The sequence below is a fragment of the Polaromonas sp. genome, assembly GCF_035638815.1.
GTDB lineage: Bacteria > Pseudomonadota > Gammaproteobacteria > Burkholderiales > Burkholderiaceae_C > Polaromonas.
The window spans coordinates 39,702-52,197 of the sequence record NZ_DASQZG010000012.1 but is presented as its reverse complement, the minus strand read 5'-3'; the positions used below and the strand labels follow the sequence as shown (position 1 = coordinate 52,197).

At 58.5% G+C, this 12,496-nt stretch carries 15 protein-coding genes; 10 read left to right on the top strand and 5 right to left on the bottom strand.

Annotated elements, in window-relative coordinates; genetic code table 11:
- Positions 1-40: 40 nt before the first annotated feature.
- Positions 41-1,519 carry a deoxyribodipyrimidine photo-lyase gene (locus tag VE934_RS07190; RefSeq protein WP_324885821.1) on the bottom strand — a complete coding sequence of 493 codons (1,479 nt, stop codon included), beginning with the start codon at positions 1,517-1,519 and terminating at the stop codon, positions 41-43.
- A 107-nt stretch (positions 1,520-1,626) separates the two neighbouring features.
- Here VE934_RS07190 and VE934_RS07185 point away from each other — a divergent pair, with 107 nt between their 5' ends.
- The 6 genes from VE934_RS07185 to VE934_RS07160 all read left to right on the top strand — a co-directional run bounded on the left by VE934_RS07185 (position 1,627) and on the right by VE934_RS07160 (position 6,347).
- On the top strand, positions 1,627-2,214 hold the full coding sequence (locus VE934_RS07185; RefSeq protein ID WP_324885819.1) for a YqgE/AlgH family protein: 588 nt from the start codon (positions 1,627-1,629) through the stop codon (positions 2,212-2,214).
- Entirely contained in the window at positions 2,211-2,627 is a 417-nt protein-coding gene (gene ruvX / locus VE934_RS07180; protein ID WP_324885817.1) for a Holliday junction resolvase RuvX, read from the top strand. Before VE934_RS07185 ends, ruvX begins: the two co-directional genes overlap by 4 nt.
- A complete protein-coding gene (gene pyrR / locus VE934_RS07175) occupies positions 2,624-3,136 on the top strand; it encodes a bifunctional pyr operon transcriptional regulator/uracil phosphoribosyltransferase PyrR (RefSeq protein WP_324885815.1) in 513 nt (170 codons plus the stop codon). The genes ruvX and pyrR overlap by 4 nt, the downstream gene beginning before the upstream one ends.
- A gap of 46 nt (positions 3,137-3,182) precedes the next feature.
- Positions 3,183-4,145 (top strand): aspartate carbamoyltransferase catalytic subunit, encoded by a 963-nt coding sequence (locus tag VE934_RS07170; protein ID WP_324885813.1) that lies wholly within the window; start codon positions 3,183-3,185, stop codon positions 4,143-4,145.
- A 148-nt stretch (positions 4,146-4,293) separates the two neighbouring features.
- On the top strand, positions 4,294-5,586 hold the full coding sequence (locus VE934_RS07165; RefSeq protein WP_324885811.1) for a dihydroorotase: 1,293 nt from the start codon (positions 4,294-4,296) through the stop codon (positions 5,584-5,586).
- 5 nt (positions 5,587-5,591) lie between these two features.
- Positions 5,592-6,347 carry a lysophospholipid acyltransferase family protein gene (locus VE934_RS07160; RefSeq protein ID WP_414693821.1) on the top strand — a complete coding sequence of 252 codons (756 nt, stop codon included), beginning with the start codon at positions 5,592-5,594 and terminating at the stop codon, positions 6,345-6,347.
- Positions 6,348-6,367: 20 nt separating this feature from the next.
- Here the strand turns inward: VE934_RS07160 and VE934_RS07155 are convergent, their stop codons facing one another.
- Entirely contained in the window at positions 6,368-7,444 is a 1,077-nt protein-coding gene (locus tag VE934_RS07155) for an ABC transporter ATP-binding protein (protein WP_324885809.1), read from the bottom strand.
- Positions 7,445-7,547: 103 nt separating this feature from the next.
- Between VE934_RS07155 and VE934_RS07150 the strand changes: the two genes are divergently transcribed.
- Positions 7,548-9,158 (top strand): iron ABC transporter permease, encoded by a 1,611-nt coding sequence (locus VE934_RS07150; RefSeq protein WP_324885807.1) that lies wholly within the window; start codon positions 7,548-7,550, stop codon positions 9,156-9,158.
- Between the two features lie 15 nt (positions 9,159-9,173).
- Here VE934_RS07150 and VE934_RS07145 read toward each other — a convergent pair whose 3' ends face one another.
- The gene (locus tag VE934_RS07145; RefSeq protein WP_324885805.1) at positions 9,174-9,572 is read right to left on the bottom strand and encodes a 4-oxalocrotonate tautomerase family protein; all 399 of its coding nucleotides are present in this window, start codon (positions 9,570-9,572) and stop codon (positions 9,174-9,176) included.
- Positions 9,573-9,628: 56 nt separating this feature from the next.
- Positions 9,629-10,045 (bottom strand): MarR family winged helix-turn-helix transcriptional regulator, encoded by a 417-nt coding sequence (locus tag VE934_RS07140; RefSeq protein ID WP_324885803.1) that lies wholly within the window; start codon positions 10,043-10,045, stop codon positions 9,629-9,631.
- Positions 10,046-10,265: 220 nt separating this feature from the next.
- On the opposite strand from VE934_RS07140, the gene VE934_RS07135 reads away from it, so the two are divergent.
- From VE934_RS07135 to VE934_RS07125, 3 genes are all read left to right on the top strand, one after another.
- Positions 10,266-10,487, top strand: coding sequence for a CsbD family protein (locus VE934_RS07135; protein WP_324885801.1), 222 nt, complete (start codon positions 10,266-10,268; stop codon positions 10,485-10,487).
- A gap of 52 nt (positions 10,488-10,539) precedes the next feature.
- Positions 10,540-11,112, top strand: coding sequence for a hypothetical protein (locus VE934_RS07130; protein ID WP_324885799.1), 573 nt, complete (start codon positions 10,540-10,542; stop codon positions 11,110-11,112).
- 142 nt (positions 11,113-11,254) lie between these two features.
- Complete coding sequence (locus VE934_RS07125) at positions 11,255-11,482, top strand: sulfurtransferase TusA family protein (RefSeq protein WP_324885797.1); 228 nt, start codon at positions 11,255-11,257, stop codon at positions 11,480-11,482.
- 53 nt (positions 11,483-11,535) lie between these two features.
- Here the strand turns inward: VE934_RS07125 and galU are convergent, their stop codons facing one another.
- Positions 11,536-12,465 carry a UTP--glucose-1-phosphate uridylyltransferase GalU gene (galU, locus tag VE934_RS07120; RefSeq protein ID WP_324885795.1) on the bottom strand — a complete coding sequence of 310 codons (930 nt, stop codon included), beginning with the start codon at positions 12,463-12,465 and terminating at the stop codon, positions 11,536-11,538.
- Between the last annotated feature and the right edge of the window lie 31 nt (positions 12,466-12,496).

Genomic DNA, 12,496 nt, shown 5'->3' with positions numbered 1-12,496 from the left:
TGTTTACGGGCGCTCTAAGCTATAAAAAACATAGCGATCTTCAGGGTTGCCTGGCAACGCAGGCATAACGCTGCAGGGTACGCGTCCGCGCCTTGGCATGGTCCACCACCGGATAGGGGTAGTTGCCTCCCAATTCCACACCGGCCGCAGATAGTTCAAGCGGGCTTGCGAGCCACGGGCTGTGCAGTGCAGCATTGGACAGTCCCGCCAGCTGCGGCAGGTACTTGCGAATAAATTTTCCCTGGGCGTCAAACTTTTCGCTTTGACTCACCGGGTTAAATATCCGGAAATAAGGCTGCGCATCACAACCGCTGCTGGATGCCCATTGCCAGCCCCCATTGTTCGATGAAAGATCAAAGTCATTGAGGTGTACGGCAAAGTAGCGCTCGCCCCAGCGCCAATCCACTCCGAGGTCTTTGGCCAGGAAGCTTGCCGTTACCATCCGCAGCCGGTTGTGCATGTAGCCCGTTTCCCTGATCTGTGCCATTGCCGCGTCCACCAGCGGGTAACCGGTCCTTCCTTCGCACCAGGCTTCATAAAGAGTCTGGGCCTCCAGACCTTCTTCCCAAGCAATAGCGTCGTAAGCCGGTTTGAAAGAGCGCGATGCCACGTGGGGAAAGTTGCTGAGAATCTGCGCATAAAAATCCCGCCAGATCAGCTCGCTTAACCAGACCGCGGCGCCCGGACTGCCCCCAGTTTGCAGCCTGAAAGCAATCGCCGCCAGATGACGGATCGACACCGTGCCAAAGCGCAGGTGAACGCCCAGATAGCTCGGTCCTTTGGCCGCAGGAAAATCCCTGGTAGCGTGGTACTGGTCAATCCGCTCCAGAAATGCGTCTACGAGGACCGCCGCACCGGTGGTGCCCGTGGGAATCTTCAAGCTTGAGAGATTGGTTTTTTCAAAGCCGAATTCAGCCAGTTCCGGAACGGGGGCGTTGTAAGTCGGAGGCCTATCGATCAGGGCTGCGCCATACTGGCGCACCGGATACGGACGAAGGTAAAAATCGTCGATCTTCTTCAGCCATGCGTTTTTGTAGGGCGTAAATACGCTATATGGCTTGCCGGTTTGAGTCAGTACTTCGGCACGCTCAAATATCACATGGTCCTTGAAGCTGTGAAACGCTTTTCCGCTCAATGCCAGCGCCTGGCCCACTTTTGTGTCGCGCTCAAGTCCCTGGGGCTCGTCATCGTTATTGGTAAATACGGCGTCAATTGAAAGGGTGGAGGCCAAGGCCGGCACGGCTTCGGCCGCCCATGCATGCAGAACGATCAATCCGGCCCTTTGACGTCCCTCATCGTTGCCCAATTGCCGCAACTGCCCGTCCAGGTCAACCAGCGACTCCCTGATAAATTCAACCCGCCGATCCGCGCGAGGAAGCAAATCCAGGATCTCTCGGTCCAGCACAAAAACGCACAATACCTGCCGACACGATTTCAGAGCGTGATAAAGCGCGGCGTTGTCCTCAACCCTGAGGTCGCGCCTGAACCACATCAGCCCTGTTTCATATTGCTTGGTCATCGCCGGAGTGTGCCTTGCCCCGGCATTTTTCGCACGGCCTGTACGTCTGCCCGGGTAACTTCAACTGGTTTTACCCCACGACTGCGGGCTGTGCGTAAAATCAGCGCATGGCCATGGATTCCGCACCGATCAACCTTACAAACCATTTTTTGATTGCCATGCCAGGGATGGACGACGAGGCCTTTGCCAAAAGCGTGGTCTTCATGTGCGAACACAGCGATCGCGGCGCGCTGGGGCTGGTGATCAACAAGCCCAGCGACATCAGCCTCAAAAACCTCTTCGAAAAAGTGGCACTCCCCCTGCGGCGCGATGATCTGACCGAGGCCCCGGTCTTTCAGGGCGGGCCGGTTCAAACCGAACGTGGCTTTGTACTGCACGAGTGCATGCTGGCGGGCAATGAGTCGGTCTATGCGTCGACCATGACCATACCCGGGGGGCTGGAAATGACCACCTCCAAAGATGTTCTGGAAGCCCTGTCAACCGGAGCCGGGCCTAAAAAAGTGTTCGTATCGCTCGGGTACTCGGCCTGGGGTGAGGGTCAGCTCGAGTCCGAAATTTCTGACAACAGCTGGCTCACCGTCGAGGCCGATCTGTCGCTGATTTTTGATACGCCGGTAGAACAGCGCTACGACAAGGCCCTGTTGCTGCTGGGCCTGCAAAGCTGGATGTTGTCGCCCGAGGCCGGGCACGCATGAGTGCTGTGGCCCAGCCTGTCATCGCCGCTGAGCTGCAAACATTTCTCGCTTTTGACTTTGGCCTTAAACGTACCGGGGTGGCCACCGGTAACCGCCTGACCCAAACGGCAACACCACAAGGTAGCATCGTCGCCAGCGGCGATGCGCGTTTCGCAGGCATAGCGTTGAAGATCAGGGAGTGGCAACCCGAGGCACTGGTTGTAGGCGTTCCCTTTCACCCCGACGGCGCGCCTCACGAAAACACGGTGCGCGCCCAAAAGTTTGCCCGTCAGTTGCGCGGCCGATTTGGTCTGCCAGTTTTCGAGGTGGATGAGCGTTACAGCACCACCGAAGCCTTGTCTCAAGGCGCGACAGACGCTGATGCAGCATCTGCCGTCATAATTCTGGAGCAATTTTTGAGGACCGCCACATGACCAACCTGACACTGGACGCGGAGGCGCTGTACCGCGAAGTTCTTCGCGGCATGCAGCAGCTGCTGACGACCTATACCCGTGCTCCCCGGCTGGTGGGCGTGGCCTCCGGCGGGGTCTGGCTTGCGGAGCGCTTGCGGGCCGATATGGCATTGCACGAAGACGTTGGCACGCTGTCGTCGGCCATGCACCGTGATGATTTTTCGCGACGGGGTCTGGCTGCCAGCGGGCAAACCGTACTGCCCTTTGACGTAAATGGTGCCGATCTGATCGTGCTCGACGATGTGCTTTACACCGGCCGGACCATTCGCGCCGTGCTGAACGAGTTGTTCGACTATGGGCGACCGGCCAGCGTCAAGCTGGTGGTCCTGGTAGACCGTGGCGGTCGCGAGCTGCCGATACAACCCGAGTTTGCTGCGGCCAGGGTGGCCCTGCCGCCATCGCAGTCGCTGGCTCTGGCGCGCAGTGACGACGGACGTTTCAGCTTTCAAGTGCAAGAGGCAACCACATGAATTTATCCATCGCGACCGCGCTCACCACTATGCGTAAGGTTTGACCGTGTTGTATCGACGAAATCCGCAGTTCAATAAAAACGGTGAACTGATTCATTTGCTGTCCATTGAGGGGCTGCCAAAAGCGACCCTGACGCAAATCCTTGATACAGCGGCCAGCTTTGTCAGCGTCAGTGACCGCGAGGTCAAAAAGGTACCGCTGCTTCGCGGCAAAAGCGTTTTCAATCTCTTCTTCGAAAACTCCACCCGCACCCGCACCACGTTTGAAATTGCAGCCACGCGGCTGTCGGCAGACGTGATCAATCTGGACATCGCCCGTTCCTCCGCTTCCAAAGGAGAGTCCTTGCTGGACACCATCTCCAACTTGAGCGCCATGGCTGCGGACCTTTTTGTGGTGCGCCACGGCGAGTCGGGCGCACCTTATCTGATTGCACAGCACGTTGCGCCCCACGTGCACGTGATCAACGCCGGCGACGGTCGCCATGCCCACCCCACGCAGGGGCTGCTGGACATGTACACCATCCGGCACTACAAAAAAGACTTCACCCAACTCACGGTGGCCATTGTTGGGGATGTGCTGCACTCCCGCGTGGCGCGCTCTGACATCCACGCGTTGACCACGCTGGGTTGCCCCGAGGTGCGCGTGGTCGGTCCGAAAACGCTGGTGCCTTCCGATATGGCCCAGATGGGTGTCCGCGTCTGTCACACGCTGGAGGAGGGCGTCAAGGGGGCTGATGTGATCATCATGCTGAGGTTGCAGAACGAACGCATGTCTGGCGCACTTTTACCCAGCAGCCAGGAATTCTTCAAAAGCTTTGGCCTGACGAACGAGAAACTGCAGCTGGCCAAGCCAGACGCCATCGTCATGCATCCGGGTCCGATCAACCGGGGCGTGGAGATCGACTCGGCAGTGGTTGACGGATCCCAAAGCGTGATCCTGCCCCAAGTCACCTTCGGTATTGCGGTGCGCATGGCCGTGATGAGCATCGTTGCAGGAAATGACGCATGAGTGTCAGCCCCCACGTTTGTCGCTTCGCGTACTGCACTGCCCCCCAAGGGCGCGCTGCGCCTGCGGCCCGGCGAAGCCGGTTCCGCGGCCCCGGCTGGTATGGAAGATTCCCCCACGCTTGCCTGCTTACGCGCTGTGGAGACGCAATATGAAAATCCTAATCAAAAACGGCCGCGTCATTGACCCCGCCTCTGGCCTCGACGAGATCGGTGATGTGGCGATTGCCGCGGGCCGGATCGTGTCCTTGAAAAACCCTGTTCCGGACTTCACTCCGAACAGGACGATCGACGCAACAGGGTGTGTTGTTGCACCAGGTTTTATCGACCTGTCGGCGCGTCTGCGCGAACCCGGTCACGAGCATGAGGGTATGCTGGAGAGCGAACTCGCAGCCGCCGTCGCCGGCGGCGTGACCAGCCTGGTCTGCCCGCCAGATACAGATCCGGTTCTTGACGAGCCCGGGCTGGTCGAAATGCTGAAATTTCGTGCCGAAAAACTGCACCAGTCGCGCGTTTTTCCGCTGGGCGCTCTGACCCGTGCGCTACAGGGGCTGGCGCTGACGGAAATGGTTGAACTCACTGAGGCTGGTTGCGTAGGTTTCAGCCAGGCCGATGTCCCTTTGGCAAACACCCAGGTTCTCCTGCGCGCGCTGCAATATGCAGCCAGCTTTGACTACACGGTGTGGCTGCGGCCCGAGGACAGCTGGCTGGGCGGCGGTGTGGCAGCCAGTGGGCCGTCGGCCACACGCCTGGGTCTAAGCGGGGTGCCCGTCGCTGCCGAGACCATAGCCATGCATACCATTTTTGAGTTGATGCGTGTCACAGGTGCAAGGGTGCATGTCTGCCGCGTCAGCAGTGCTGCGGGTGTGGCCCTGCTGGCCCGCGCCAAAGCCGAGGGCTTGAACGTGACCGCGGACGTCAGCATCAACAGCCTTCACCTGCTGGACACCGACATTGGTTACTTTGACAGCCGCATGCGCCTGAATCCGCCCTTGCGTCAGCAGCGTGATCGCGATGCATTACGTCAGGCGCTGGCCGATGGAACGATTGATGCGCTGGTGTCAGATCACACGCCTGTAGAGGCGGATGCCAAAACCTTGCCGTTTGCCGAAGCTGAACCCGGCGCCACAGGGCTGGAGTTGCTGCTGGGCCTGGCTTGCAAGTGGGGTCAGGACAGCGGTGTTGGCATGACCCGTGCGCTTGCGGTCCTCACCAGCGAGCCATCGCGCGTCCTCGGTCGCACCCTCGGCATCTTGCAAGCCAGCGCCGGGCAACTGGTTAAAGGCGGCATTGCCGACATCTGCGTTTTTGACCCGAAGTCCGAGTGGACCGTTCAGCCTGACACCCTGCGCAGCCAGGGAAAACACACGCCGTTTACCGGTTACCAAATGCCGGCGCGAGTCCGCTGGACACTGGTTGGTGGGCAGCTGGCCTACGAGGCTTGACGGGCGTGCGTCAGGCCAAGGCCCTCTGGCGCCTGCTATGGGCCCTGAGCCATATTGTTGGTGGCATGTGGACCATCATTACGCGGTTTCCCAAGCTTGAGCAAAGCGAAAAGGAAGCGCGTGTTCATGCCTGGGCCCAGCAGATGCTGCGTGGCGTGGGCATTTCACTTTCGGTCAAGGGAGCCCCCGTAAAAAGCGGTCCGGCGTTATTGATAGCTAACCACCTATCCTGGCTGGACATTGTTGTGTTGCATGCTTCCCGCTATTGCCGTTTTGTTTCCAAGGCCGACATCAAGCATTGGCCACTGGTAGGGACTTTGGCCGCCGGGGCCGGCACTCTGTACATCGAGCGCGAGTCCCGTCGTGACGCGCACCGGGTGGTACACCACATGGCTGAGCGATTGCAGTTGGGAGAGGTGCTCGCCGTTTTCCCTGAGGGAACAACCGGCGATGGCATCACGCTCAAACCGTTTCATGCCAATCTGCTTCAGGCTGCGATTTCGATGAACGTCCCCGTACAACCCATCGCCTTGCGGTTTGTGGATTCGGATACGGGTAGAACCAGTTTTGCGCCACGCTACATCGATGACGATTCGATATTTGTATCGATCTGGGAGACGCTGTGTGTCGGCAATCTTCGCGCTGAGGTCACGTTTGGAGAAGGCCAATCCTGCCAGGGGCGGGACCGGCGGGCCTGGGCAGCCGATCTTCAGCGCGAGGTCGAGCGCATGCTTGGTACCCGCGCTGACGAGCCTGTCTGACGGCGGCTGACTGGGCCCGTCTATTCGGGCTGAAAGGTCACGACGTGATCAACTTCAGCACGGATGCCAATCCATTCGCCGATGGCGTGATCATGGTGGGAGGGGACATGCGCCATCACCGTTTCCCCCGTTCCCAGCCTGAGCGTATATAAGAACTCCGAGCCGCGAAACGTCTTGCGCAGAATTTCCGCCTTCACCGGCGCAGCGTCGTCATGAACGATGTCATCGGCGCGCAGCAGCACGTCGCATACTCCGTTGACATATGCAGCGGGCAGCGGACATTCAAGCACATCGCTCAAGTCGCCGAGCGCGGTATGTACCACGACATTTTCGCCTTCCTGGGCAATGCGGGCTCGTGTAAATACCCCGTGGCCAATAAAGTCAGCGACAAATCGCGTTGCGGGGCGGTGGTACAGCTCGTAAGCATCGTCCCATTGGTGGAGTTGACCTTCGTGCATGACACCGATCCGGTCGCCAATGGCAAAAGCTTCCAGCTGATCGTGGGTCACGAACAGGGCTGTGGCCCCAGCCTGTTTCAGGATGCCCCGCACCTCGTGCGCCAGGCGCTCGCGTAAATCCACGTCCAGATTGGAGAAAGGCTCGTCCAGCAGCAGCAGCCGGGGCTTGGGCGCGAGTGCGCGGGCCAAAGCCACACGTTGCTGCTGGCCCCCGGACAATTCGTGCGGATAGCGTTTTCGCACGTCACCCAGACCGACCAGATCCAGCACCTCGCCTATGCGTTGCTCGCGCTCGGCGTGGTTGAAATGGGTCAGCCCAAAGGCGACGTTATGCCCCACGTCCAGATGAGGGAATAACGCGAAGTCCTGAAACACCATGCCAATGCGACGGTGCTCAGCGGGGATATGAACGTCGCCAGTCGCTCTCCCGCTGCTAACGATTTCGTGCGAGAGGGAGATGGTGCCGGAGATGGCTCGTTCGAGGCCCGCCACAGATCGCAGAAGCGTGGTTTTGCCGCAGCCAGAGGGCCCGATCAGTACGCCAATCTCACCGGCACGCAATCCCAATGAAACGCCGTTGACGGCGGCGCGGGAGCGACCTCTGTAGTGCACCACCAACTGCGAAATGTCCAAAAACATGCTGTTGATTGTAGATGCTTACAATTCTCATTTGCAATTGCTTGCAGGGCGCCACGTTCCGGCTCCCACCCCTGCCAAGCTACCGACCATACCTTTGGACTACATGCTCCGCCGTTTCCTGTCCTCTGCCCTGTTATTTGCCCTCATGGTGGTGTTGACCCTGCCCATCCTGGCGGTGATGCTGTCCTGGCTGGAGATTGACAAGCAGTCCCTGCCTGTCCTGCAGCAAATGATGCAGACAGTTTTGCCCGAGTACGCTTTCACATCCTTGCTGTTGTGTCTCTCTGTGGCTTTTGGTGTGGCCCTGGTTGGCATGGGAACGGCCTGTGCTGTGACGTTGTTTGATTTCCCGGGGAGGCGTTTTTTCTCGTGGGCTTTGCTGCTGCCACTGGCCATGCCGGCGTATGTGGTGGCTTACGCCTATACCGATTTTCTGCAGTACGCCGGTCCGTTACAAACCTGGTTGCGGGCGAGTTTTGGTCTGCAGGGCCGTCTGTTGCCAGAGGTGCGCAGCCTGGGCGGTGCGGTGCTGGTATTTACCTTTTCGCTCTATCCCTATGTGTATTTGCTGGCGCGCACGGCGTTGTCCGAGCGCGCCGTGCATTTGATGGAGGCGGCGCGGTTGTTGGGTGCTCCGCTGTCACGTCGCATCCGCGAAGTGGCTTTGCCGCTGGCCCGTCCTGCTGTAGCTGCCGGTGTTTCGCTGGCCTTGATGGAAACACTGGCGGATTTCGGCGTGTCGAGCTATTTCGGCATCCAGACCTTTACGGCTGGCATCTACAAAGCCTGGCTTGCCATGGACAATCGCCAGGCCGCTGCCCAGCTCGCCACAGCTCTGTTGCTGGTGGTGGCTGTGCTGCTGAAAATCGAACACCATGCGCAAAAGCGAATGCGTTTTGCGACGGGGCGGGGCGCGAGGGCAGGTTCGTCCGATGCGGCGCCCGCGACACTTCGGGGCCTGCGGGCGGGAGCTGCATGGACGATATGCAGCCTGCCCATCGCGCTGGGCTTCGTCTTGCCGGTTTTGTTCATGCTTCGGCCTCTGGCGGCCAGTTGGGGCGAGCTACCCTGGGCGCAGTTTGCGCAATGGTCATTCAATAGCCTGGGATTGGCCAGCGTCAGTGCCGTGCTCGCGACGCTTGTGGCACTCGGACTGGCTTTCGCGCTACGCCGGCAGCCGCACCCGCTGACGCGTGCGTCCGTTCAACTGGCCGGCCTTGGTTATGCCGTACCAGGCGCTGTGATTGTGGTGGGTCTGCTGTTGCCCGTGGGTTGGCTCCAGGCGGCCGCTCCGCAGACCGCAGCAGGCTACTGGATTACCGCAACAGTGCTTGGCATTGTCTGGGCTTACCTCGTGCGTTTCACTGCAGTGGCCCTCCAGTCTGTGCAAAGCGGGTACTCACGCATACCCCTTAGCTTCGACGACAGTGCACGCATGCTGGGCACTACCGGGGCAGGTCTGCTGGCCAGGGTGCATTGGCCACTGCTCAGGCGGTCCGTGGGTGCTGCCGCCTTGCTGGTGTTTGTCGATGTAATGAAGGAGTTGCCTGCCACGCTGGTACTGCGACCGTTCAACAGCGACACGCTGGCTGTTGTGACGTATCAGCTTGCCCGCGATGAGCGGCTGGGCGAGGCCGCCTTGCCCGCGCTCGCCCTCGTGCTTGTAGGGCTGTTGCCCGTTCTGCTGCTCGGTCGGACGCTGCGCATCCGGTAGTGCCGGTAGTCCGCTTCAAGCCTTCGCCTTGATGTAACGGTATTCCTGCGTCAGACCACCGTAGCCGTAAGCTTCTGCGCGAACGTCGTGCACGTAGATGTAGCTCTCCTCGTGCAGGTTGCCCAGCAACTTGCTGAACGCTGCAAAGGACTCCGCGATGTATTGTGCTTTTTCGTCCTTGGTGTTGGTTCCGTCAACCACCTTGATGTCAAAGTAAAAACTGTTCTTTCCCTGCTCGGCGAGGGAGCTGCCGCCCACGATCCAGTGCTGCGGCGGAACGTAGTCAACGGCAATCGCTGTGACTTCCCGTTTTTTCCGAAGGATTCTCGTAGTCAGTTCGAGCAGTGTTTCAGAGACGGCGTGGGTGAGTTCGGCGCTTGCCGGCTGGCTGATTTTGACATTCAGGATGGGCATGAAAAGTTCCTTATTAGTTAGCTATGCAACTATAAAGTTAAAAAAAGGGAGTGGTGCTATTTCAGGGCGCTACAAACGCTCCTGACGCGGGCTACAGTTTCATCGAAGTTCTCCTTTCCGATCTGCTGTTGAATCCGGCGCGTGACTTCGCCGCTGGCTTTGTTGATGGCGGCATGGATGGCCTCGGCTTCCGATGTGGGATACACGGCCCAGTGTCTGGCATCGGCGGCTGTACTTCTGCGCTCCACGAGATGCAGGGCCTGCAACCCATCCAGCAGACGGGTAGCCGTCGGGCGGGAAATTGTCAGTTCAGTTGCCAGCTCATGCTGCGACAAACCCGGGTGGTTCAGAACCACGCGCAAGAGAAAAGCTTGCGACGGGGTGATGCCGAAGGGTTTGAATGCCCGTGTCCATTCCTTGTCCACAATACGGGCCAGGGCGGTGGTGTTGAAAAACAGGCAATGATCAAACATGCGGCAATGGTATCAACAAATGATTAGCTATGCAACCATTTTGTTGGTCTTGCGTGTACCTGAAACCTGCCCGCTGTAAGCATGAACCTACGCACATCAAACCCCGGGGCCTACGCGTAGTTAGAAACCGCGAACTTATGGTGAATTTTCGCTGCAGTTCCTCCCGGCACCCCGGTGCCAGCGGGGAATGTGGGTTTATCAACTTTTCCGGGAGAAAGCCATGAACCAGGACCGTGTAGAAGGTAATTGGATGCAGTTCAAAGGGCAGGTCAAGGAGCAATGGGGCAAGCTCGCCGACGATGATCTGGACATCATTGCAGGCAAGCGTGATCAATTGCTGGGTCGTATCCAGGAACGGCATGGATTGGCCAAGGACGTTGCCGAGCGGCAACTCGACGACTTTCAGACGCGCAATCCAACGCAGTTTTTCGAACGTACGTAAGACGTCGGCAGATCATTGCCGCGTCAATTAACAAAACATCAAGAGGACTTATATGAAATCCAAATTAATCATGCTCACGCTTGCGGTGTCCTGTGCTTTCGCTGGGAGCGCCATGGCCCTCACAAAAGACGAGTACAAAACGCAAAAGGACCGTGTCTCGGCGGACTACAAGACTGGCCGTGACAAGTGTGCCGCTTTGAAAGACAACGCAAAAGACATTTGCACCGCTGAAGTAAAAGGTGCCGAAAAGGTTGCCCGCGCTGAGCTTGAGGCGCAATACAAGGCCAGCCCACGCAATGACATGAAAATCCGCGAAGCCAAGGCTGCAGCCGCCTATGACCTGGCCAAGGAAAAGTGTGATGACCTCGAAGGAAATGCGAAAGACGTTTGTGTCAAGGAAGCCAAGGCAGCGCATACAGCCGCCAAGGCCGATGCCAAGGTAGCGAAGGCAACGACGGACGCTGGCAAGGGCAACACGAAGGACGTCGCTGAAGCCAAAAAAGACGCAGCAGAGGATAAATCCGAAGCCAAATATAAAGTGGCCAAGGAGCGCTGCGACGCGATGTCGGGCAATGCCAAGGATGCCTGCGAAAAGGATGCCAAAGCCAAGTTTGGTATGAAGTAAAACCCGGTCGGCTAGTCGGCCCTCGGCGAAAATCCCGGCCTGCCTGCAGGCCGGGATTTTTTACGTCAAAAATGGCGAATTGGCCTCAAGCACCCCTTGCAGGTAGAACTGCTTAAAATAGCGGCAATTCAAGGACAAGCGCATGCACATTGACAAAGAACTCGACACCCGCGGCCTCAATTGCCCACTGCCTATCCTCAAGGCGAAGAAGGCACTCGCCGAAATGACCAGTGGTCAGCTGCTCAGAGTGGTATCGACCGACTCCGGCTCGACGCGCGACTTTATGGCCTTTTCCAAACAGACAGGCAATGAGCTCGTAGAACAGTTAAATGAGGGCGGGGATTTCATCCACGTCCTCAAGCGCCGGTAGAGACGGCCGACCTCTGCTGACGCTGACGCTGACGCTGGCGCAGCTGTCTCGAGCTAGTCCGCCAAAGGAAGGGAGTCCTGCATTCTGCGCTCCCGGCCGGACCAGCCAATCTGCAGATTCTCCAGATAGTTCCGGAAATGCCCGCCGACATCTGCGTGTTGCAGTGCCAATTCAACCGTGGCTTCCAGAAAACCCTCTTTGCTGCCGCAGTCGTAGCGCTTGCCGCGGTATAAAAAGGCGTAAACATTTTCCTCGCTCATCAGCCCTGCAATGCCGTCGGTCAGCTGGATTTCCCCACCAACGCCAGTTTGCTGCTGCCGGATGTGTTTGAACACATTGGGCGTCAAGATATAGCGACCTGCCACACCCATGCGTGATGGCGCTACTTCTGGCGCGGGTTTCTCGACCATCCGGGTGACTTTCATTAGCTGATCGCTGACCGGCTCAGTCGCAACAATGCCATAACGCCGGGTGTGCTCCAGTGGCACTTCCTGTACAGCCAGCATGGACTGCTGCAATTCTTCGAACTGCGTGGCCATTTGGGCCAGAACCGGGGGAGTTCCTACCATCAGGTCATCGGCCAGCAGTACGGCAAAAGGCTCCTTGCCAACCAGATGCTCGGCGCACAAAACAGCATGCCCCAAGCCAAGGGACCGAGGCTGGCGTACATAGGAAAAGACCATGTCTCCCGGTTGAACTGATCGGACCAGGTTCAGCAACTCGGTTTTGCCCGCCGCTTGCAGCTCAGCTTCCAGCTCATAGGCAGTGTCAAAGTGGTCTTCTATGGCCCGTTTATTGCGTCCCGTGACGAAAATCATGTGACGTATCCCCGCTGCGTAGGCCTCCTCGACCGCGTACTGGATCAGGGGCTTATCCACGACCGGCAGCATTTCCTTGGGCTGGGCCTTGGTGGCGGGCAAAAAGCGGGTTCCCAAGCCGGCCACCGGGAAAACTGCTTTGGTTAATGTTGTGATTTTTGTCATCGACACGAGTTTGGAAAAAAGATAAAGTGTT